General features: G+C 72.8%; 20 protein-coding genes. 2 read left to right on the forward strand and 18 right to left on the reverse strand.

Annotated features, from left to right (window positions below):
- Positions 1-74: 74 nt before the first annotated feature.
- The 6 genes from HNR02_RS29375 to HNR02_RS29400 form a co-directional block, all read right to left on the reverse strand.
- A complete protein-coding gene (locus tag HNR02_RS29375) occupies positions 75-842 on the reverse strand; it encodes an adenylate/guanylate cyclase domain-containing protein (RefSeq protein WP_179776898.1) in 768 nt (255 codons plus the stop codon).
- A gap of 87 nt (positions 843-929) precedes the next feature.
- Complete coding sequence (locus HNR02_RS29380) at positions 930-1,520, reverse strand: energy-coupling factor transporter transmembrane component T family protein (RefSeq protein WP_179776899.1); 591 nt, start codon at positions 1,518-1,520, stop codon at positions 930-932.
- Positions 1,517-2,191, reverse strand: a complete 675-nt coding sequence (locus HNR02_RS29385) for an energy-coupling factor ABC transporter ATP-binding protein (RefSeq protein WP_179776900.1) — start codon at positions 2,189-2,191, stop codon at positions 1,517-1,519. Before HNR02_RS29385 ends, HNR02_RS29380 begins: the two co-directional genes overlap by 4 nt.
- The gene (locus tag HNR02_RS29390) at positions 2,188-3,294 is read right to left on the reverse strand and encodes a thiolase family protein (RefSeq protein ID WP_179776901.1); all 1,107 of its coding nucleotides are present in this window, start codon (positions 3,292-3,294) and stop codon (positions 2,188-2,190) included. The genes HNR02_RS29385 and HNR02_RS29390 overlap by 4 nt, the downstream gene beginning before the upstream one ends.
- Positions 3,291-4,535: an AMP-binding protein gene (locus tag HNR02_RS29395; protein ID WP_179776902.1), complete on the reverse strand. Its 1,245-nt coding sequence runs from the start codon at positions 4,533-4,535 to the stop codon at positions 3,291-3,293. Before HNR02_RS29395 ends, HNR02_RS29390 begins: the two co-directional genes overlap by 4 nt.
- Entirely contained in the window at positions 4,535-5,110 is a 576-nt protein-coding gene (locus tag HNR02_RS29400) for a biotin transporter BioY (protein ID WP_179776903.1), read from the reverse strand. Before HNR02_RS29400 ends, HNR02_RS29395 begins: the two co-directional genes overlap by 1 nt.
- A 114-nt stretch (positions 5,111-5,224) precedes the next feature.
- Between HNR02_RS29400 and HNR02_RS29405 the strand changes: the two genes are divergently transcribed.
- Both HNR02_RS29405 and HNR02_RS29410 read left to right on the forward strand, forming a co-directional pair.
- Positions 5,225-5,860: a GntR family transcriptional regulator gene (locus tag HNR02_RS29405; protein WP_179776904.1), complete on the forward strand. Its 636-nt coding sequence runs from the start codon at positions 5,225-5,227 to the stop codon at positions 5,858-5,860.
- A gap of 48 nt (positions 5,861-5,908) precedes the next feature.
- Positions 5,909-6,913 carry a 1-aminocyclopropane-1-carboxylate deaminase gene (locus HNR02_RS29410; RefSeq protein ID WP_179776905.1) on the forward strand — a complete coding sequence of 335 codons (1,005 nt, stop codon included), beginning with the start codon at positions 5,909-5,911 and terminating at the stop codon, positions 6,911-6,913.
- A 132-nt stretch (positions 6,914-7,045) separates the two neighbouring features.
- Here HNR02_RS29410 and HNR02_RS29415 read toward each other — a convergent pair whose 3' ends face one another.
- From HNR02_RS29415 to HNR02_RS29470, 12 genes are read right to left on the reverse strand one after another with little or no spacing between them, the layout of a single operon-like run.
- Positions 7,046-8,050: a sugar phosphate isomerase/epimerase family protein gene (locus HNR02_RS29415; RefSeq protein ID WP_179776906.1), complete on the reverse strand. Its 1,005-nt coding sequence runs from the start codon at positions 8,048-8,050 to the stop codon at positions 7,046-7,048.
- On the reverse strand, positions 8,047-9,441 hold the full coding sequence (locus HNR02_RS29420; protein WP_179776907.1) for an alkaline phosphatase family protein: 1,395 nt from the start codon (positions 9,439-9,441) through the stop codon (positions 8,047-8,049). Before HNR02_RS29420 ends, HNR02_RS29415 begins: the two co-directional genes overlap by 4 nt.
- Positions 9,438-10,523 (reverse strand): metabolite traffic protein EboE, encoded by a 1,086-nt coding sequence (gene eboE / locus HNR02_RS29425; protein ID WP_179776908.1) that lies wholly within the window; start codon positions 10,521-10,523, stop codon positions 9,438-9,440. The genes HNR02_RS29420 and eboE overlap by 4 nt, the downstream gene beginning before the upstream one ends.
- Complete coding sequence (locus HNR02_RS29430) at positions 10,520-11,389, reverse strand: TatD family hydrolase (RefSeq protein WP_179776909.1); 870 nt, start codon at positions 11,387-11,389, stop codon at positions 10,520-10,522. The genes eboE and HNR02_RS29430 overlap by 4 nt, the downstream gene beginning before the upstream one ends.
- Entirely contained in the window at positions 11,389-12,801 is a 1,413-nt protein-coding gene (locus tag HNR02_RS29435) for an EboA domain-containing protein (RefSeq protein WP_179776910.1), read from the reverse strand. The genes HNR02_RS29430 and HNR02_RS29435 overlap by 1 nt, the downstream gene beginning before the upstream one ends.
- Positions 12,798-13,652, reverse strand: a complete 855-nt coding sequence (locus HNR02_RS29440; RefSeq protein ID WP_179777917.1) for an SCO3242 family prenyltransferase — start codon at positions 13,650-13,652, stop codon at positions 12,798-12,800. Before HNR02_RS29440 ends, HNR02_RS29435 begins: the two co-directional genes overlap by 4 nt.
- Entirely contained in the window at positions 13,649-14,800 is a 1,152-nt protein-coding gene (locus tag HNR02_RS29445) for an inositol-3-phosphate synthase (protein ID WP_179776911.1), read from the reverse strand. Before HNR02_RS29445 ends, HNR02_RS29440 begins: the two co-directional genes overlap by 4 nt.
- A complete protein-coding gene (locus tag HNR02_RS29450) occupies positions 14,793-15,995 on the reverse strand; it encodes a Gfo/Idh/MocA family protein (RefSeq protein WP_246339309.1) in 1,203 nt (400 codons plus the stop codon). Before HNR02_RS29450 ends, HNR02_RS29445 begins: the two co-directional genes overlap by 8 nt.
- Entirely contained in the window at positions 15,970-17,025 is a 1,056-nt protein-coding gene (locus HNR02_RS29455; protein ID WP_179776912.1) for a substrate-binding domain-containing protein, read from the reverse strand. Before HNR02_RS29455 ends, HNR02_RS29450 begins: the two co-directional genes overlap by 26 nt.
- 48 nt (positions 17,026-17,073) lie before the next feature.
- Entirely contained in the window at positions 17,074-18,114 is a 1,041-nt protein-coding gene (locus tag HNR02_RS29460; protein ID WP_179776913.1) for an ABC transporter permease, read from the reverse strand.
- Complete coding sequence (locus HNR02_RS29465) at positions 18,111-19,619, reverse strand: sugar ABC transporter ATP-binding protein (protein ID WP_179776914.1); 1,509 nt, start codon at positions 19,617-19,619, stop codon at positions 18,111-18,113. Before HNR02_RS29465 ends, HNR02_RS29460 begins: the two co-directional genes overlap by 4 nt.
- Complete coding sequence (locus HNR02_RS29470) at positions 19,619-20,836, reverse strand: ROK family protein (RefSeq protein WP_179776915.1); 1,218 nt, start codon at positions 20,834-20,836, stop codon at positions 19,619-19,621. Before HNR02_RS29470 ends, HNR02_RS29465 begins: the two co-directional genes overlap by 1 nt.
- Positions 20,837-20,842: the final 6 nt, after the last annotated feature.

Genomic DNA, 20,842 nt, shown 5'->3' on the forward strand with positions numbered 1-20,842 from the left:
TCGCGTTGGACGGCCGTTCGGGGTGGCGTCGCAGGTGCCGGGGCCCTGCGGCGTCCGGCCCGCCCCGGTGCGGATCAGACCGGTTCCACCACGAAGATCTCCAGGTCGCGGGGCGTGCCCTTGGCGCGGAACCACCGTTTGCGCCGCACCGGGAAGCGCGCCGGGTCGAGGGTGTCGCGTACCGGGGCCGAGATCAGCACCTGGCCACCTCCGGCGGCGTCGGCGACCCGGGCCGCGACGTTGACGTCCACGCCCAGGTAGTCGCGGCCGAGCCGGCGCGGTGTTCCGGCGTGCAGGCCCGCCCGCAGGCTCGGGCGGTGCCCGGAGATCTCCAGCTCCCCGACCCGCGCGCACGCCTCCAGCGCGGCCTCGACACCGGCTTCGGCGTCGGCGAACACCGCCATCAGCCCGTCGCCGAGTCGTTTGACCACGCGGCCACCCCGGCGGGTGATCTCGGGCTCGCTCACGCGCCCGACCTCGCGCAGCAACCGCAGCGCGTCGTCGTCGCCGGCCTCCAGCGCCCAGCTCGAAAAGCCGACCAGATCGGTGAACAGGATGGTGATCTCGGCGGTCTCGCCCTCCCGCCGCGATTCGGTGAACGCCTGCCACACCTGCACGGCCGTCAGGCCCAGCTCACGCAGCACGCTCGGCTCGGGATTGTCCGCCAACGCCCGCGCCAGCCGGTGGGACGGCAACCGTCCGGCGGTCGAGAGCGGGTCGCCCATCTCGCTGTCCCCCGGCGCGAGCCGCCGCACGAACCGCGCCGTGCGGAGCAGGCTGTCGCGCCGGTCCACCTCACGCAGCGCCTGGCCGAGCCTGCTGCGGCGGCTCTCGTCGGTCACCACGCCAGGATAGTGGGCGACGATCATTCCCCGCGACGCCTCGGCGACCGCCGAACTCGCCCGCCGGAACGCGGGACTCGCGCGGGGTCAGCGGTCGCCTTCGCCGCGGGCGGCCAGCGCCTCGCCCAGTTCGTCGGCGTGCCGCACCGTGCGGACCAGGAACGGGACCGTGAACGCGACCGGCGACCGCTCCGCACCGCGTGCCTTCGCCGCTTCCCGGACCTCGCCCGCGATCCCGGTCAGCGTCGCCACCGCCTGCAGCGTCAGGCCGATCAGCAACCCGAGCCGCCCCGCGGGCAGCCCGAACCGGCCCAGCGTCCCCTCGATGGCGTCCACCAGGTCGTCGATGCGGGTCGTGATCGTCACCAGGTTCGCCGCGGCCAGCGCGGCGACGATCCGCAGGCACACCACCACCGCGGGCTCCAGCCCCAGCAGCCACCACTGCAGCGCGAACACCACCACCACGAGCAGCCCCAGCGACCGCAACAGGCGCAGGCAGCGCCCCCACGACACCCGCGCCACCGCGTACCCCAGCACCGCCAGGACGCACACCGCGCCCAGCCACGCCGGCGACCGCAGCACGAGCACCACCACCGCGAGCACCAGCAGTGCCAGGAACTTCACCCCCGCCGGGGTGCGGTGCACGAGGCTGGTGCCCGGCTCGTACCAGGCGTTCACGCGATCAGCTTCCGGTAGTGGGCCAGCGCCGGCTCCGGTGCGTCGTCGGCCACGACACGTCCGGCGTCCAGCACCACGATCCGGTCGAAGTCGCCCAGCAGGTCCAGATCGTGCGTCACCAGCACCACCTGCTGCGGCAGTCCCGCCAGGGTCTCCGCGAAACGCCGCTTGTTGCGCAGGTCCAGCAGCGTCGTCGGCTCATCGCAGACCAGGATGTCCGGTTCCAGCACGAGCATCGCGCACAACGCCAGCAACTGCTTCTGCCCACCGGAGAGCTGGTGCGCGGGATGGTCGGCGTACCCGGCGAGACCGTACTGCTCCAGCGTCTCCGCCGCGCGCCGCGCACGTTCCGCCTTGGACAGTCCACTTCGGCGCAGCGAGAACGCGACGTCCTCACCGGCGGTGGGCATCACGATCTGACTGTCCGGATTGGTGAACAGGAACCCGACCCGCCTGCGCACGGCCCGGCCCTCGCGCGCCGGGTCCAGTCCGTCGACCACCACCCGACCGGAGGTCGGCGTCACCAGCCCGTTGACCATCCGCGCCAGGGTCGACTTGCCGGATCCGTTGGCGCCCACGAACGCCACCCGCCGCTCCGGCAGCCGGAGGTCCACATCGGACAGCACGACCCGCTCACCGTAGCGGTGCCCGATGCCCTCGAACTCGATCATGCGGTCTCCCACGTCGTCGCCACACCCACGCCGCCCCCGGCCGACAGCGCGGCGAGGCCGCGGGCGGCCGCCCGGTGCCGCACCAGTGTGCCGAACAGCCGCACCACCAGCACGGCGCCCGAGGCACCCCACGGGTGACCGAGCGCGATCGCGCCACCGTCCGGGCTCACGATCCGCTCGTCGATACCCGCCGTGTCCAGGCACGCCAGCGCCTGACCGGCGAACGCCTCAGTGAACTCCACGACGTCCGGCGCGTGGTCCAGCACCCGCCGCATCGCGGGCACGGCCCCCAGCCCGAGCCGGTTCGGGTCCACCGCCGACGTCGCCGACGCCACCAGCCGCAGCCCCGGCACCCCGAGCCGCCGCCGCACCCGCTCGCTCACGATGAGCACGGCCGCCGCACCGTCGTTGATCCCGCACGAGTTCGCCGCCGTCGCGGTACCGTCCGGGGTGAACGCGGGCCGGAACCGGGCCAGCCGCGCCTCGGTGAAGCCGTCGCGCGGGCGTTCGTCCCGCACGACCCCGCGCACCGGGACGATTTCGGCGTCGAACCGCCCCTCTCGTTGCGCTACGACGGCACGGGCGTGACTGCGCGCGGCGAAGGCGTCCTGGCGTTGCCGGGAAATCCCCGCCTCCGCCGCGACCAGGTCCGCCGCCGGGCCCATGTCCGGGTCGCCGATCTCCGCGGGCGCGAACGGCGCGCGCGTGTAGAACCGGCCCGGCTCGCTGCTGCCGTCCTCGCGCCACGCGCGAAACGGCGCGGTCGAGGCGCTCTCCACTCCGCCCGCGATGAACGCCTCGCCCTCCCCGGCCCGGATCATCGCCGTCGCCAGGGTGATCGCGGCGAGCCCGCTCGCGCACTGCCGGTCGACCGTCACTCCGGGGACCCCGAGCCCGGCCCGCAGCGCGGCGACGCGCGCGGGGTTGCCGCCCGGACCGAAAACGTTGCCCAGCACCACATCGTCGACGGTGTCCAGGCCGGTGTCGTCGAGCAGGGCACGCAGCACCGGCGCGGCCAGCTCGTCCACCCCGATCCCCCGTAGCGCCCCGTGCGCGTTGCCGATCGCGGTCCGCCGGGCGGCGATGACCACAGGTGCGCTCATGTCAGCGGTTCCGCGGCCAGGGTGCCCGCCGCGAGCTGGGCGGCGGCCGCGGCACGGGCCGGTTTGCCCGAGGAGGTACGCGGCAGCTCCTTGGTGACCAGCCAGCGGCGCGGGCGGTCGGCGGGCGCGAGCCCGGCCCGGGCGGCCGCACGCAGCTCACGCAGGGTCGGCTCGCCTTCGACGATCGCCGTGACCAGTTCGCCGAGACGCGGATGCGGCGTGCCGGTCACGAGGACGTCGTCGACACCGGGCGCGCTTCGCAACACGGCCTCGACCTCCTCGGCAGGCACCAGCTTGCCCCCGCTGGACACCACGGAACCGGCGCGGCCGCGCACCACGAGCGCGCCCGCCGACCAGGAGACCAGGTCGCCGACCGTGGACCAGCCGGTGGCGGGCACCAGCCGCCCGTCCCGCAACCGCCCGCTGTGGGCCAGGGGCGAGCGCACCCACAGCACGCCGTCACGCACATCCAGATCCACCCCCGGCACCGGTCGCAAACCCGTGCCGTCGCGGCGGATCGCGATCAGCGAATGCTCGGCGGAACCGTAGTACTCGATCAGTTCGGCGTCCGGGAGCACGCGCGCGAACCGCGCACGGACATCGTCACCGAGGTGCGCGCCGCCGCACACCACGGTCCGCAGCGCGCACGGGCCGCCCCGCCGCTCCAGCACCGACAGCAACGCCGACAACATCGCCGGGACCAGGTGGACCGTGGCCGCCTCGGCGCGCGCCGCGACCTCCGGATCCCAGCGCGGCAACGACACGATGTCCCGGCCGCACCACAAGCCGTGCAGCGCGCCGAACAGGAACAACGACGAGCTGAGCGGGCCGGGGATCAGGACCGGCCCGGGCAGCGGCCCCAGTGCGTCGAAGCTGCGCAGCCACGAGTCCCGCGTGCGGACGAGCACCTTGGGACTGCCACTGCTGCCCGAGGTCGTCGGCAGGTAGAAGAAGGTTTCGCCGCCCACCGGCTCGACGGGGTCGCCGGGCGGTGCCGTCACTCCGGTCACGACCAGGTCGGGCGCCGCGTCGGCGAGCACGGCCGCGCGTTCGCGGGACGTCCAGGACGGTTCGATCACCAGGGTCGCGGCGCCCAGCAGGTCGGCGCCGAGGAACCACGGCAGGACGTCCGGCACGTCGAGCGCCACCCGCGAACCCGCGCGGATCCCGCGGCCCGCCAGCCACCGGGCCGCGCCGTGGGCACGCGCGCACGGCGGCGCACCGCCGGTGATCGGGGCCATCATTCGCTCCGCGACGCCGATCCCACCAGCTTGCCGGGCAGCGCGCGGTGCACCACGGCCCCGATCAGGGCGACGGCGACGATCTTGGCCGCGTCGCCGGGCAGGAACACCAGCGACTGCACGGCCGCGGTACCGAGGTCGCCGGTGTAGACGCCGAGGAAGGTGATGCCGAAGACGTAGTCGACGAGGATCCCGGCGACTCCGGCGAGCAGCAGCACCGGCACGTTCGCGCGGTTGATCCGGGCCACCACCAGCCCCACGACCAGCGCGGAAAAGATCCAGCCGATCAGGAAGCCACCGCTGGGCCCGATGAACGGCGCGATCCCGCCGCGGCCACCGGACAGCAGCGGCAGGCCGATCGCGGTCAGCGCCAGGAACAGCACGACCGACGCGGTGCCGCGACGCGCACCCAGCACGCAGCCGGCGAGCAGCGGGCCGGCGTTCTGCAGGATGACCGGCACGCCCGAGCCGCCGACGTAGAGGCCGGGGAAGAGCCCGAGCACCGCGATGAACGCGGCGAACACGACCGTGCGGGCGAGGTCGGCCGCGGGGAGGGTGGCACGTGGTCCTGGCACGCCGGAGACCGTAACGCGCGGCTCCCCGCGACGGGAAAGACGCAGGTCACATTCCGCCGTGATCCATTCCGTGGAACAGCACGCCCCTGGTGTCCACCCCGATTGACATCTAACATGTCAGTTGTGGAACGAGTCCGGCGCACGTTGCTGCGCGAAACGGCCCACGCCGTCATCCGGGACGCGATCGTGCGCGGCGATCTCGCCCCGGGCAGCGTGGTGCGCGACGCCGACCTGGCCGAAGAGCTGGGGCTGTCCCGCTCACCGGTGCGGGACGCGCTCGCCCGGCTCGCCGACGAGGGTCTGATCGGGACCAAGCCGCAGAGCCACACGCGGGTCACTCCACTGGCGTCCCGCGAGGTGCGCGACGCGACGGCCGTGGTGCGGGCGATGCACGAACTGGCCGCGCGCACCGCGGTCCCGCTGCTGCGCGACGAGGACTGCGAAGCGATGGCCGCCGCGAACGACCGCTTCGCCGCCGCTGCCGGGACGGGCGACGTGGACGAGGCCCTGCGGGCGGACGACGAACTCCACGACGTCCTGGTGCGGGTGTGCGGGAACCGCGCGGTGGCGGCGACCATCGAGCGTTATACGCCGCTGATCCGGCGCCTGGAACGGATCCGGTTCAGCGACGGTCACCGGTCGGCCGAGCTGCACACGCGGTTGATCGCCGCCTGCCGCGCCCGCGACACGGACGCGGCCACCGAAGTGACCACCGAGATCTGGCGCGAGCTGGAAGACCTCGCCGACTGACCCCGCGCGCGAGTCCCACGCTGAAGCCCCGACCGGAACGGAGTTCCCATGTCCCTGGAATCCTTCGAGCGTTATCCCCTGCTGTTCGGGCCCTCGCCGGTGCACCGGCTGGAGCGGCTGAGCGCCCATCTCGGCGGCGCGGACGTCTGGGCCAAGCGCGAGGACTGCAACTCGGGCATCGCGTTCGGCGGGAACAAGACCCGCAAGCTGGAGTACCTCGTCGCGGACGCGCTCGCCCAGGGATGCGACACGCTGGTGTCCATCGGCGGCGTGCAGTCCAACCACACGCGGCAGGTCGCGGCCGTCGCCGCGCGGGCCGGGCTGCGGTGCGTACTGGTGCAGGAAAGCTGGGTCGACTGGCCGGACGCCGTCTACGACAAGGTCGGCAACATCCTGATCAGCCGCCTCGCCGGGGCCGACGTGCGCCTGGTGAAGGCGCGCTTCGGGATCGGGTTCAAGGAGAGCTGGGAACAGGCGCTGGACGAGATCCGCGCGCGGGGCGGCAAGCCGTACGCGATCCCGGCCGGTGCGTCGGACCACCGCCTGGGCGGGCTCGGCTTCGCGCGGTGGGCCGCCGAGGTCGCCCAGCAGGAACGGGAGCTGGGCGTGCACTTCGACACCATCGTCGTCTGCTCGGTCACCGGATCGACGCAGGCCGGGATGATCGCCGGATTCGCCGCGCTCGACGAGAACCGGCCGCGCCGGGTGCTGGGCATCGACGGCTCCGCCAAGCCGGAGGAGACCCGCGACCAGATCGCCCGCATCGCTCGGAACACGGCGGGGTTGCTGGGGGTTTCGCGGAAGCTGGAGGTCGAATTGGACGAGCGCTACCACGCCGGGACCTACGGCATCCCCGACGAGCAGACCCTCGACGCGATGCGCCTGGCCGCGCGGACGGAAGGCATGATCACCGACCCGGTGTACGAGGGCAAATCGATGGCCGGACTCATCGATCTGGTGTCCCGCGGGGAAATCCCAGCGGAGGAGACGGTGCTCTACGCCCACCTCGGCGGCCAGCCCGCCCTCAACGGCTACAGCGCGCTGTTCATCTGAGCACCACCGCCCCCGAACCAGCCAACACACCGCCCGGAACGGCAAACACGCCGGAGCTTCGCCGTGTTTGCCGCTCGCGGCAGCGTGTTGGCCCGTGCGGGCGGCGTGTTGGCCGCCGGCGGGCGCTGTGGGTCAGTGGTCGGTGCTGAAGGCGGCGTCGAAGGCCGCTTCGGGCTTGTCCCACAGCAGGTTGCGGATGAAGCCGACCGCCTCCTCCGCGCCGCGCAACCGGTCCATGCCGGCGTCCTCCCACTCGACCGAGACCGGGCCGCGGTAGCCGATCGCGTTGAGCGCGCGGAAGCATTCCTCCCAGGGCACGTCGCCGTGGCCGGTGGACACGAAGTCCCAGCCCCGCCGGGCATCCGCCCAGGCCAGGTGTGAACCGAGCCGCCCGTTGCGGCCGTCGAACCGCTTCTTCGTGTCCTTGCAGTCCACGTGGTAGATCTTCTCGGCGAAGTCCAGGATGAACCCGACCGGATCGAGGTCCTGCCATACGAAGTGCGACGGGTCCCAGTTCAGCCCGAACGCCGACCGGTTGCCCACGGCTTCCAGGGCGCGCCGGGTCGTCCAGTAGTCGTAGGCGATCTCCGACGGGTGCACCTCGTGCGCGAACCGCACCCCGGCCTCGTCGAACACGTCCAGGATCGGGTTCCACCGGCGGGCGAAATCCGCGTACCCGTCGTCGATCACCTCCTGCGACACCGGCGGGAACATCGCCACGTACTTCCAGATCTTCGACCCGGTGAAGCCGATGACGGTGTCCACGCCGAGTTTCGCCGCGGCGCGTGCGGTGTCGGCCATCTCCGCGGCGGCCCGCTGCCGCACGCCTTCCGGCTCACCGTCGCCCCAGATCCGCGCGGGCAGGATGTTGCGGTGCCGCTCGTCGATCGGGTCGTCGCACACCGCCTGCCCGACGAGGTGGTTCGAGATCGCCCACACCTTGAGCCCGTGCGCGGCCAGGATCTTGTGCCGCCCCGCCACGTAGTCGTCCTCGGCGAGCGCGCGGTCGACCTCGAAGTGATCGCCGCTGCACGCGATCTCCAGCCCGTCGTAGCCCCACCGCGAGGCGAGACGGCACACCTCCTCGAACGGCAGATCGGCCCACTGGCCAGTGAACAACGTGACCGGACGGCTCATCGCCGGCTCCCTTCTGTCGCTTTCAGCCCTTGCACACTCAGCAGCAGGTCGCGCACCTCGGTCGCGGCGAGCCGGGCCCGCTCCGGCACGTCCGGGTCGCCGCACAGCAGCACCGGCCCGTCCGCCGGGGAGTCCGGCAACCGCCCGTGCGAGCCGCGCACCGGCGCCGGGTCCAGCGGCACCGTCTTCATCGCGTACCGCAGGCCGATCTGCTTGCGCACCAGGTTCATCCCGGCCTTGACCTTGACCAGCGGGTCGGCCGGATCGAAGAACAGCTCCGCCGGGTCGTAGCCGGGTTTGCGGTGGATCTCCACGCCACGCGCGAAGTCCGGGGCGCGGTCGTCGTCGAGCCAGTAGTAGTAGGTGAACCACGCGTCGGGCTCGGCGGTCACCACCAACTCGCCCGCCCGCGGATGGTCGATCCCGTAGCGCGCCTGGGCTTCCCGGTCCAGCACCTCATCCACACCGGACAGTTCCGCCAGCAGGTCGCGCACCCGTGGCAGGTCGGCCGGATCGGTGACGTAGACGTGCGCGACCTGGTGGTCGGCCACGGCGAAGGCCCGCGACGTCCACGGGTCCAGGTACTCCATGCCGTCCTGCGTGTAGACCTCCAGCAGCCCTTCCCGCCGCAGCGACCGGTTCACGTCGACCGGCCGGTGGGCGTCGGTGATGCCGTACTCGCTCAGCGCCACGACCCGCACGCCGTCGGCCCGCGCCTGTTCCAGCAACGGCGCGACGGACACGTCGACCGCCCGTGCCGCGGCGATCGCCTGCGGGGAGTCGGGGCCGTAGCGCTGCAGGTCGTAGTCCAGGTGCGGCAGGTAGGCCAGGGTGAGGTCCGGACGGTCCTCACGGAGGAGCTCCGCGGTCGCCCCGACGATCCAGTCGGTCGAGGCGATCGACGCGGTCGGGCCCCAGTACTGGAACAGCGGGAACTCGCCCAGCCGCGAGGTGAGCCGGTCGTGCAGCCGCGGCGGGCGGACGTAGCAGTCCGGCGCCTTCTTGCCGTCGGCGTAGTAGATCGGACGGGGCGTGACGGTGAAGTCCGTGGTGGCCCCCATCGCATACCACCAGCACACGTTCGCCGCGCGGTAGCCGGGGCTCGCCGCGCGCGCGGTCTCCCACAGCTTCTCGCCCTCGACGAGCTTGTTGTGCTGGCGCCACAGGAACACCTCACCCAGCTCGCGGAAGTACCAGCCGTTGCCGACGATGCCGTGTTCGTTCGGCATCCGCCCGGTCAGGAAGGTCGACTGGGCACTGCAGGTGACCGCGGGCAGCACCGTGTCCAGCTGCGCCTGCCAGCCCTGCTGCCCCAGCCGCCTGAGGTTCGGCATGTGGTCGAGCAGCCGCGGGGTCATGCCCACGACGTCGAGCACCAGGAGCGGGTTCATGCCTTCGCCACCAATCCCGCGGCGAAGTCCAGTTCCGCCGCGATACCGCCGATGAGGTCCTGCCGGTGCGCTTCGGGCAGCACCGTCCAGGTGTAGGTCTCCACTTCCAGGTGCGCCGGCTTCGGTGGCAGCGCGGCGAGGGCCTGTGACAGCACCTCGGTGGTCGAGGACAGCGGCGCCGCCGGGGTCGCGTGCAGCGGCACGTGGAAATGCACGCGCCACGGCCCCTCCCCCGGCAGATCGGCGAACGCCCCGCCCAGATCGTCGGCCTTGCGGACACCCGCGCCGGACGCCTCACGCGTCTGGTGCAGGTACCGCGGCTCGTCGAACGCCGCCAGGGCCGCGCGCGCCGCCGGATCGCGCGGGTCCGGCACGTGCAGGGCCGCCGACATCTGGACCTTGACCACGTCCAGCCCGGCCGCGGTGATCTCCGCGACCGCCCCGGCCGGGTCGGCGAAGGACACCGCGAGGTGGCAGGTGTCCAGGCACAGTCCGACGTACTCCGGATCGACCCGTCCGGTCAGCCAGGAGACCGCGTCGTGCACGGTGTCGAGGATGCAGCCCGGTTCCGGTTCGACGGCGAGCCGGATGGTCCGCTCCTGCCGCCGCAGCCCGGCGGTCACCTCGTCGAGCTGTCGCGCCGCGGCCGTGTCGTCGGACGCGGTCCACGGTTCGCGCCAGCCCAGTGGCAGGGTGGAGATGCTGCCGAACTCCGCGTCGTCGGGCAGCAGCCCGGCGAGCACGATCGCGCAGTCGAGCGTGTAGTCCGCCCGCGCGCGGTTCGTCCACCGCGGACGGTAGACCTTGTGCTTGACCACCGGATCGTGGAAACCCCGGTACGGGAACGCGTTGAGCGTCACCACTTCCAGGCCGCGCGCGTCCAGCTCGGCGCGCAGCCGCTTGATCTCGATACGGTCGGCCGCCAGTGCCGACGCCACGTCGGCGGCCAGCCACAGCCCGAGCCCGAGCCGGTCGGTGCCGAGCCGTTCCCGCACCGGCAGCGCGTAGGAGTCGAGCTGGCCGAGGACCCCTGGGAGATCCTCGGCCGGGTGGACGTTGGTGCAGTAGGACAGGGGTGTCACGCTTCGTCCCGCCCGCCCCGCAGCACGGAGTTGCCTTCGAAGGTTTCCTTGGCCGCGCTGAACCCGGGCAGCTCGTCGAGCACCAGGCGCCCGCTCTGACCGTAGAAGGCGACCGGGTTGTCCCACAAGACGGTGTCCACATCGGACTCGGGGAACCCGCCGTCCAGCATCGCCAGCCCGGTCTTGTGCACCTTCAACGGGTCCGAGCGGCCCCAGTCGGCCGCGGAGTTGACCAGTACCTTCTCCGTGCCGTACTCCCGCAGGATCGCGACCATGCGCTGCTCGTCCATCTTGGTGTCCGGGTAGATGGAAAAGCCCATCCACGCCCCGGACTCCTTGACCAGGCCGACGGTGACCTCGTTGAGGTGGTCGACCACCACCCGTTCCGGGGCGATGCCGGACTCGGTCACCACGGCGAGGGTGCGCTTGGTGCCCTCCAGCTTGTCGCGGTGCGGGGTGTGCACCAGCACCGGCAGTTCGTGCTCCTTCGCCATCTCCAGCTGGCGGGCGAAGACGTCGTCCTCGGCCGGGGTCATCGAGTCGTAGCCGACCTCGCCGACCGCGACCACGCCGTCCTTGGCGAGGTACCGCGGCAGCACGTCGAGCACCGCGGTGCAGCGCGGGTCGTTGGCTTCCTTGGGGTTGAGCGCGATCGTGCAGTGGTGGCGAATGCCGAACTGGGCCGCGCGGAAACGTTCCCAGCCGATCAGGCCGTCGAAGTAGTCGGTGAACGACGCCACGCCGGTGCGCGGCTGGCCGAGCCAGAACGCGGGCTCGACCAGTGCCCGCACGCCCGCGGCGTACATGGCCCCGTAATCGTCGGTGGTGCGGGAGGTCATGTGGATGTGGGGATCGAACAGGCGCATCAGGACTTCACTTCCAGGAGGCGGAGGGCGTCGGCGGGAACCGGGCGGCCGGCGGCCCGGCGCTCCCCCGCGTAGTCGGTGATCATGCGGAGCAGTTCGTCGTCGGCCCGCCGGTCCAGCTCGGCGACCGCGGCCAGCGGGATGCCCACGAACAGGCATTTGAGCACGCCGTGGCGCCAGCCGTGCTGGTCGAGGTGCCGGGCGGCGAACGGGCCGAGCGCCGCGGCGACCAGCCCGGTGTCGTTGGTGCGCAGGGCGTCCTCGACGAGCATCAGTCCGGTGGGAACGGCCCGGTCGCCGACCGAGGCCAGCGCCCGCAGCACGCCCCGCCGCTCGGCGCCGTCGCCGTAGCGGTAGAGGTCGGCCAGTTCCGCCGCGAACTCCCCGGCCGGGAGCGCGGCGGCGAGCGTGGTCAGCAGCCGGGTGCGGGCGAGGTCGTCGGCCGTGCCGTGCACGACGCCGTCCGGATCGGTGTCCGGGTGCAACGGTCCGCGGCCGACGTGCCGTCCGGCCGCCGGGAACAGCGTCCGGATCGACGACGGCTCGCCGGTGATCCGCCGCTGCGCCTGCCCGAGCCAGGACTGGTCCAACCGCGCGGCTCGTAGTGCGGTCAGCGCCGCCCGCGCGACCTGCGGCGCGGCGTGGCTGTGCCGGGGCAGCTCGACGGCGGCCACGCCGGTGTAGCCGGTCTCGTCCAGCGCGGCCAGCGTGGCAGGCAGGTCGAGCTGTCCGTCGCCGAACTCCAGGTGCTCGTGCACGCCCGGCAGCATGTCGTCGAGCTGCACGTTGACCAGCAGCCCCTTGGCCTGCCGGATGCAGTCGGCGGCATCGGAGGGCTCCACCGCGACGCAGTGACCGACGTCGAGGGTGATCCCGAGCGCTTCCGGATCGCCCAGCTCGGATCGCAGCCGCAGCGCGCCGGACAACGTTTCGACGAGCATGCCGGGTTCCGGTTCGAGGCCGAGGCGGACACCGCGCCGGTCCGCCTCGGCCAGCACCACCGGCATCCTCGACCGCAGCCGCTCCCACGCCGTCTCGGAGTCCACAGTGGAGACTCCGGACCAGAACGACACGCAGTCGGCGCCCAGGCCCTCGGCGACACGGATCGCCCGCCCCAGAAAATCCAGCCGCTTTTCCGCGTTCTCGCTGACCAGGGTCGGTTCGTGCTTGTGCCACGGGTCGAGCAGGAACCGTGCGCCGGTTTCGACCACGCAGCGCAGACCCAGCCCGGACAGCCGGGCCGCCACCCGGTCCACACGCGCGGCCAGGTCGTCCGCGTACGGGTCGAGGTGCTGGTGGTCCAGGGTCAGCGCGACCGAGGTGTAGCCGAGGCCGGCGATGATGCCCAGCGCGTCGTCGAGCCGGTGGCCCGCGAACCCGTTGGTGCCGTAACCGAGGTGGTAGCCGCTCATGTCGGGCTCACCTTCCGGCCGAGCCGCTTCGCCAGTGGCAGCGCCAGCGCGACCAGGCCCGCCCCGAGCACGCCGCCGCGCCGGGCCGCCAGCGCGGCCTGCAACGGGACCATGCCGTGGATCCCGGCGGCCGTCGCCGTCCGGACGACCGCCGCGGTCGGCTTGCGCACGGCCGCGTACTGCTTCGACCCGACGCTCACGCCGTACCCGGCGGCCGCGGCCAGCGCGGCGACCCGGTGCGCCGGCGCACCGCCGCGCCCGGACACCGCCGCCGCGGCCGACGCCGAGGTCAGTGCCAGCGCCCCGGCCGCCCGCGCCGGAGAAGCACCGTGCACCTCCCCGGCCGACAACGCGGTCACACCCAGCGTGTGCCCGCCGAGCACCGCCGCGGGGACCAGCGCCTTCGCCGCGCCCGAACGCCCCGCGCCGAGCAGGACGTCCAGCGACCGGCACACCGCCATCGCGGCCGGGGCGAGCGGGGTCTTCTTCACGACGACGTCGTACGCCCACACCGCCGCCGCGAGGGGCGCGGCGACCTTGAGCGCGTCCCGGCCCCCGGCGACCGCGGCGAGCCCGAGGCCCGCGCCGGTCAGCCCGGCCGCGACGCCGAGCGCCCGCGGTGCACTGATCCGCCCGGACGGGATCGGGCGTTCCGGGCGCTCGACCGCGTCCAGCTCGCGGTCGGCCCAGTCGTTGAGCGCCATGCCGGACCAGTAGATCGCCACGGAGGCGAGCGGGAGCGCGAGTCGCCTGCCCCGCAACGGACGACCGGCCGCGGCGGCGCCCGTAACGGTGTCGCCGAGGACGCTCAACGCGGCCGGTGCCCGCACGAGCTGCACGTACGGGTTCACTCCTGCCGTCCCAGCGACGCCGCCCATTCGGTGAGGTTCCGCGCCTGCTCGGCGAAGCGGTGCTCGCCGGTACCCACCGGGTCCTTGAAGAAGAACGCCAATGCGCCCAGCGGACCGGTCTCACCCGCGCGGAACGCGGCCGCGGTCAGCCGCGCCAGGTCCAGTACCAGCGGTGCCGCGAGCGCCGAGTCATAGCCGGTCCAGGTGAACTGCAACGTCATGCGCGCGCCGAGGAATCCCTCGAACGACACGTGGTCCCACGCCGTCTTCTGCTCGCCCAGGTCCGGCACGTGGTCGATGTGCAGCGGCGCCGTCACGTCGTCGCCGAGCAGCGCGGCCAGGCCGCGGGCCTTGGACTCCAGCTTCCCGGCGGCCTTGACGGGGTCGGCCAGTGTCGCGCCGTCACCGCCGCCGAGCAGGTTGGTGCCCGCCCACGAGCGCACTTTGAGCGCCCGCGCCGCGAACATCGGCGCCAGCACCGTGCGCAGCAGCGTTTCGCCGGTCTTACCGTCCGATCCGGCGTAGGGCAGGCCCTGCCGCCGGGCGAATTCGGTCAGCGCGGGCAACCGGATGCCTGTCGACGGCGTGAAGTCGACGAACGGGCACCCCGCCGACACCGCCGCGTAGGCGGCCAGGGAACTGCCGGGCAGGACCTCACGGCCCGGCTCGTCCAGCGCCGCCACCAGCGCGTCGAGGTCGTGGTGTTCCGGCGTGTCCGCGGTCGGGGGTTCCGTGGACGCGACGTTGACCACGACGACGGCGGACAGGCCGTGCCGGGTGCGGAACTCGCGCAGGTCGTCGGCCATGCGGGCCGCGGTCTCGGCCTGTGTGCGCCCCGTCGGCACCGGGCGCAGGCCGCCCTCGACGGCACGCAGGCCGTCGCGGATCGCGTCCAGCAGTCCCGCCGGGAGCAGCCCGCCGTGGGTCAGTTGCTCGGCCTTCTTCTCCAGCGGCGTCTCCACCAGGTCGTGCCCGCCGACGACGAGCTCGTCCCAGCCGGGCAGCACACCCGGCGCCACCTCCAGCCGCTCGGTCACGCAGCCGTCCGGTCCCACCAGGCCGGACCGCATCGCGAGCAGGCCGCTGATCGCCGTGGTGGCCACCGAGCCACGCGCGCCGATCAACCACAATCCAGTCTTCTCAGGCATCGATCACCCTTTCGGTCGACCCTGATACGCCGGTCCACGAGGTTCCGTTGCCCGCGCTGTCCTGCACCGCCTGCAGCACCCGCTGGACCTGCAGGCCGTCGGCGAAGCCGGGCTCGGGGTCACGCTGCTCGCCGATGGCGGTGAGCAGATCGGCGATCTCGTGGGTGAACGTGTGCTCGTAGCCGAGCAGGTGACCGGGCGGCCACCACGCCCCGACGTAGGGGTGCGAGGGCTCGGTCACCAGGATCCGGCGGAATCCCGCCTCCGCCGGATCGGTGTCCCCGTCGTAGAACGACAGCTCGTTCATCGACTCGAAGTCGAAGGCGAGACTGCCCCGCGAGCCGTTGACCTCGACGCGCAGCGCGTTCTTGCGGCCCAGCGCGAACCGGGTCGCCTCGAAGGTGGCGACCGCGCCGCCGGTGAAGCGGGCGAGGAACACCGCGCAGTCGTCGACGTCGACCTCGCCCAGCGCGCTGCCGGGTTCGCCGGACAGCGGCCGCTCGCGCACGAACGTCTCGGTCATCGCCGACACCCCGGCGATCCGGTCACCGAGGATGAACTGGGCGGTGTCCACGGCGTGCGCGGCGATGTCGCCCAGCGCCCCGGATCCGGCCTTGTCCCGTCGCAGCCGCCACGTCATCGGCGCCGCCGGATCGGCCAGCCAGTCCTGCAGGTAGGCGGCCCGGACCTGCCGGATCTCGCCCAGCCTGCCGTCGGCGACCAGCTTGCGCGCCAGCGCGATCGCCGGTACCCGCCGGTAGTTGAACCCGACCATGGCGCGCTGCCCGTTCGCCGCCGCGCGCTCGGCCGCCGCCGCCATCTCCTCCGCCTCGGCGACCGAGTTGGCCAGCGGCTTCTCACACAGCACGTGCTTGCCCGCGGCGAGCGCGGCCAGCGCGATCTCCGCGTGCGAATCGCCCGGCGTGCAGATGTCGACGATGCCGACGTCCTCCCGCGCGACCAGGGTGGCCCAGTCGGTCTCGACGTCCGGCCAGCCCTGCCGGGCGGCCGCGGCCTTCGTGCGCTCCGGGTCGCGGCCGCCCAGCACGGCCAGCCGCGGCACCAGCGGGACGTCGAAGAACCGGTGGACCGAGCGCCAGGCGTGGGAGTGGACCGCGCCCATGAAGGCGTGTCCCACCATGCCCACGCCGATCACGGCGCCCGGCTGGTCAGGAGTCGAAGGCGACATCGGCATAGGAATCGACGTTCTCCTTGGTCACCACGGCCGAGTAGGTCGTGACGTTCGCGGGGATCTCGTGCTCGGCGAGGTCGCCGATGCCCTTGTTCTGGCCGAGCAGCCGGGCCAGCGCGATCGCCGAGGACGCCATCGACGGGCTGTAGAGCACCGTCGCCTTCATCACGCCGCTGTCGGCCTTGATGAGGTCCATCATGTTGCGCGATCCCGCGCCGCCGACCATGAAGAACTCGCTGCGGCTCGCGTTGTCGATCGCCGCGAGGACACCGATGCCCTGGTCGTCGTCGTGGTTCCACAGCGCGTCGAGCTTGGGCGCCGACTGCAGCAGGTTCGAGGTCATCTGCTCACCGCTTTCCGGCGTGAACTGCGCCGACACCCGCGGGCCCACGGCGAAGCCGTTCTTGGCCAGCGCGTCGCGGAAACCCTGGCTGCGTTCCTGGGTCAGCGGCAGCGAGTCGATGCCCGCGACCTCGCCGATCACCGGGCTGGCCACACCCTTCTTCTTCAGCTCCGAAGCGATGTAGTTGCCCGCGTTGACACCCATGCGGTAGTTGTCGCCGCCGATCCAGGTGCGGTAGGCCAGCGGCGTGTCGAACACGCGGTCCACGTTGACGACCGGGATGCCGGCGTCCATGGCCGTCTGACCGACCGCGGTGAGCGCCGCGCCGTCGAAGGGCAGGATCACCAGCACGCCGACCTTCTGGTTGATCAGCGTCTCGACCTGCGCGATCTGCTGGTTGACGTCGTTGGTGCCCTCGGTGGCGGTGAAGGTGACGTCGGAGAACTGCCCGGCCTGCGCGCGGGCGTTCTTCGTCATCGCCGCCATCCAGCCGTGGTCCGCGGCGGGCGCGGAGAAGCCGATGGTGACGTGCGCGCCCGGCTGGGCGTTGTCGCCCTGGTTGCCCGCCACCGCCTGCGGTGTGGACTGCGGTGACTCGTTGGAGGTGCAGGCGGCCAGCAGGGCGCCGGCACCGACGGCGGCGCCCCCGGTGAGGAACCGGCGTCGCGCGAGGGAGGTTGGTCCGGACATGGCGAGCTCCAGTGGTCGTCGGTGTTCGGGGATCGGGGTTGGTCGTTCCTAAGTGGACTTACGACTACGGTTGGTGCGGAACTGCAGGAGGACGGCGAGCACGATGATGGCGCCCTTGGCGATGTTCTGGATGTCGGTGTCGAGGTTGTTGAGCGTGAAGATGTTGCCCAGCACCGTGAAGATCAGGACACCGATGAGCGTGCCGATCAGGGTGCCGCGGCCGCCGGAGAGCAGCGTGCCGCCGATGACCACCGCCGCGATGGCGTCCAGCTCGTAGTAGAGGCCGTTGGTCGAGGCGCCCGAGGTGGTGCGCGCGACGACCATGAGGGCCGCGATCCCGCAGCACAGCCCGGCCACGCCGTAGACGAGGGCGGTGTGCCGCTTGACGTTGATGCCGGCCAGCCGCGCGGCCTCGGTGTTGCCGCCCACCGCGAACGTGCGGCGGCCGAAGGTGGTGCGGTTGAGCAGGATCCAGCCCACGACGAACACCAGCGCGAACATCCAGATCAGCACCGGGATGCCGAGGAAGTCACCACGGAAGAAGTCCAGGAACCCGGCCTCCCGCACGACCTGGGTGTTACGGCCGCTGATCCGTTCGGCCAGTCCGCGCGCCGAGGCGTACATCGCGAGCGTGGCGATGAAGGGCACCACCCGGCCGTAGGAGACGAGCACGCCGTTGACCAGCCCGCAGCCGAGGCCGACGCCGAGCGCGCACAGCACCATCACCACCGGGCCGTAGGACTGCGTCGCCAGCGTCGTCGCCCACACGCTGGACAACGCGACGATCGAGCCGACGGACAGGTCGATGCCGCCACTGATGATCACGAACGTCATGCCGACGCTGACCACCCCGATCGCCGCGGCCAGCCGCAGGATGGTCGACAGGTTGCCCTCGGTGAAGAACGCGTCCGGCCGGGTCAGGAAACCGACCAGGCACAGCAGCACGAACACGGCCAGCAGCCCGGCCAGCCGCACGTCCACCGGGAACCGCCCGCGCGGGGCCTTCGCCGACGGCGGCGCGGTCCGCGGCGGCGGCGCCTCCGATGAGGAACCGGCTTCGGGCAACACCGACGAGGGGTCCTTCGTCATGCCGCACTTCCCTCCATCACCAGGTTCAGGACGTCTGCTTCGGTCAGCTCGGACGCGGGCGCCTCGCGGACCACGTGGCCCTCGCGCAGCACGAGTACGCGGTCGGCGAGCCCGAGCACCTCGGGCATCTCGCTGGAGACCAGCACCAGCCCGACCCCGGACGCGGCCAGTTCGCGGATCAGCCGGTACAGCTCGGCCCGCGCGCCGACGTCCACGCCGCGGGTCGGCTCGTCGAGCAGCAGGATCGAGCAGCCGCGCACGAGCCAGCGCGCCACGACCGCCTTCTGCTGGTTGCCGCCGGACAGGGTGCCCACGGCGCGACGCGGGTCGGCCGGGCGCAGGTCGAGCTGTTCGAGCCGCTGCGCCGAATCGCCGAGTTCGCGCGCCCGCTCGGTGAACCCGAAGCGGCTGTAGGCGGGCAGGCTGGCCAATGTGACGTTGTGCGCCACGGACATCTCCAGCAGCAGCGCCTGGCTCTTGCGCTCCTCGGGAGCGAGCCCGATCCCGGCCCGCACCGCGGCGGGTACGTCACCGGGGCGGAGGCGCTTGCCCTCGACGAAGACCCGGCCGCCGTCCGGTTTGCGCGCACCGAAGATCGTTTCCAGCAGTTCGCTGCGCCCGGCGCCGACCAGACCGGCCAGGCCGAGGATCTCACCGCGGCGCAGCGTGAAGCTGACGTTCTCGAACTCGCCGCGCCGGGTCAGGTTCTCCACGCGCAACAGTTCGGTTCCGGTGTCGAGCGTGGATTCCAGGCGCTCCGGGTAGACCGTTTCGACCCGGCGGCCGGACATCAGCGACACCAGGTGGTCGGTGGACACGTCGGCGACTTCGAGCCCGGCGGCGACGGTGGCGCCGTCCTTGAGCACCGTGACGCGGTGGCCGATGCGGCGGATCTCCTCCAGCCGATGCGAGATGTAGACGACGGCGACTCCGTCCGCCGTCAGCTCGCCGACGATGCGGAACAGGTTGTCCACCTCGTCGGAGGCCAGCGCGGCGGTGGGTTCGTCCATGACGATCAGGCGCGCGTCGTGGACCAGCGCGCGGGCCATCGAGACCAGCTGCTGCCCGGCGGCGGAGAGGTCGGCGACCTCGCGGTCCGGGTGGATCTCCGGGTGTCCCAGGCGGGCCAGGAGTTCGGTGGCTTTCGCGCGGGCCTGCCGGTCACGGGTGAAGCCGCCCTGCGACGGTTCGTGGCCGAGGAAGATGTTGTCGGCCACCGACAGCGCGGGGATCAGGTCCAGTTCCTGGTACATGGTCGCGATCCCGCGGCGCAGCGCCGCGACCGGCGAGGACAGGGTGACTCCTTCGCCGCGCCAGCGGATCTCGCCCGCGTCCGGCTGGTGCGCTCCGGCGAGCACCTTGATCAGGGTCGACTTGCCCGCGCCGTTCTGGCCGAGCAGGCAGTGCACCTCCCCCGCCCGCACCGACAGCTCGACACCGTCCAGCGCCCGGACACCCGGGAACGTCTTGACAATGCCGCGCATGGTCAGCAGGTCTTCGGTCATCACGCCTCCACGCTCACCGGGGTTCCGGCCGGGGCCGGGGTCGGATCGTCCAGCAGGGGCCGGATCGCGGCCTGCGCCGCGCCGGTGCCGACGGCGCTGAAGCCCAGCCGGGACGCGACGATGCGCGGGCCACCCGCCTCGGCGGTCACCGACCGGGCGGCCAGCTCGATCCGGACCGGTTCGGTCAGCCACTCCCGCAGCGCCGCGAAGTAGCCGCCGAGCACGACCATCCGCGGGCCGAGCAGGTCGGCGAACACCGCGATGCCGTGCCCGAGTGCGGCACCGAGCCGGGCGAGCGCGCCGAGGACGCGGCGATCGCCCTGCTGGGCGCGCTGGCGCACGACGGCGGTCCGCTGGGCCAGGTCGAGCGCCGGGTCGCAGACCAGGTCGCCGGGTGTGGCGAACGAGCGCAGGAACGCGTCGATGCCGACGGCGGTCTGCCAGCAGCCGCGGCGACCGCAGACGCACGGGTGGCCGGCCGGTTCGAGGGAGACGTGCCCGGCCTCCGCGCCGCGGAGCAGGGCGCCCCCGCTGATCAGGCCCGCGCCGACGCCGGGGCCGCCCAGCAGGAACACCACGTCCGGGCAGCCGCGGGCGGCACCGGTGTCGGTCTCGGCGAGCGCGGCGAGGCCGGCGTTGTGCCCGGCGGTGATGCGGTCGAGCGGGAAGCCGGTGCGGGCGGCGAGCCCGGCGGCGACGTCGACGTCCCGCCAGCGCAGCGAGGGCGCGGCGCGGACGGTGGCGTCGTCGGTCAGCCCCGGAACGGCGACCGCGATGCCGGCCACGGTGCTGTCCACTGCGGACATCGCGGCGTCGGCGAGTGCGGCCAGTTCGTCGAGGGTGCGCTCCGGGCCGAGCGCGCGGACGTCCAGCGCGGTGCGGCGCCGGGTGGCCGCCGTGCCGGAGAGGTCCAGGACGGTGCTGCCTACGTGGCCGGTGTCCACTTCCAGGCCGATGCCCCAGGCGGTGCGCGGTTTCAGCTCGACCAGCTGGCCCGGACGGCCGTGACCGCCCTCGTGCCGCCCGCCGGCGCGGACGAGATCGCGGCTTTCCAGCTCGGCGACCAGGTTGGAGACGGTGGCCTTGCCGAGCCCGGCGCGCACCGCGAGCTGGGCGCGCGACTGCGCGCCGTGCCGGCGCAGCAGCCGGACGAGCAGGGCGAGGTTCGCCCGCCGGACACCGGCACGATCCGTCGGCCGGTCGAGAGTGTGCGGCACCGCGGA

Source organism: Amycolatopsis endophytica, from assembly GCF_013410405.1.
In the GTDB taxonomy this organism is placed as follows: domain Bacteria; phylum Actinomycetota; class Actinomycetes; order Mycobacteriales; family Pseudonocardiaceae; genus Amycolatopsis_E; species Amycolatopsis_E endophytica.

Bases quoted from the DNA above. Each gene is read 5' to 3' on its own strand.
- HNR02_RS29455 (WP_179776912.1), bottom strand. From the start codon at position 17,025: ATGTCCGGACCAACCTCCCTCGCGCGACGCCGGTTCCTCACCGGGGGC.
- HNR02_RS29395 (WP_179776902.1), bottom strand. From the start codon at position 4,535: ATGGCCCCGATCACCGGCGGTGCGCCGCCGTGCGCGCGTGCCCACGGC.
- HNR02_RS29405 (WP_179776904.1), top strand. From the start codon at position 5,225: ATGTCAGTTGTGGAACGAGTCCGGCGCACGTTGCTGCGCGAAACGGCC.
- HNR02_RS29430 (WP_179776909.1), bottom strand. From the start codon at position 11,389: ATGCGCCTGTTCGATCCCCACATCCACATGACCTCCCGCACCACCGAC.
- HNR02_RS29445 (WP_179776911.1), bottom strand. From the start codon at position 14,800: ATGCCTGAGAAGACTGGATTGTGGTTGATCGGCGCGCGTGGCTCGGTG.
- HNR02_RS29385 (WP_179776900.1), bottom strand. From the start codon at position 2,191: ATGATCGAGTTCGAGGGCATCGGGCACCGCTACGGTGAGCGGGTCGTG.
- HNR02_RS29410 (WP_179776905.1), top strand. From the start codon at position 5,909: ATGTCCCTGGAATCCTTCGAGCGTTATCCCCTGCTGTTCGGGCCCTCG.
- HNR02_RS29415 (WP_179776906.1), bottom strand. From the start codon at position 8,050: ATGAGCCGTCCGGTCACGTTGTTCACTGGCCAGTGGGCCGATCTGCCG.
- HNR02_RS29450 (WP_246339309.1), bottom strand. From the start codon at position 15,995: ATGCCGATGTCGCCTTCGACTCCTGACCAGCCGGGCGCCGTGATCGGC.
- HNR02_RS29465 (WP_179776914.1), bottom strand. From the start codon at position 19,619: ATGACCGAAGACCTGCTGACCATGCGCGGCATTGTCAAGACGTTCCCG.
- HNR02_RS29435 (WP_179776910.1), bottom strand. From the start codon at position 12,801: ATGAGCGGCTACCACCTCGGTTACGGCACCAACGGGTTCGCGGGCCAC.
- HNR02_RS29390 (WP_179776901.1), bottom strand. From the start codon at position 3,294: ATGAGCGCACCTGTGGTCATCGCCGCCCGGCGGACCGCGATCGGCAAC.
- HNR02_RS29420 (WP_179776907.1), bottom strand. From the start codon at position 9,441: ATGAACCCGCTCCTGGTGCTCGACGTCGTGGGCATGACCCCGCGGCTG.
- HNR02_RS29460 (WP_179776913.1), bottom strand. From the start codon at position 18,114: ATGACGAAGGACCCCTCGTCGGTGTTGCCCGAAGCCGGTTCCTCATCG.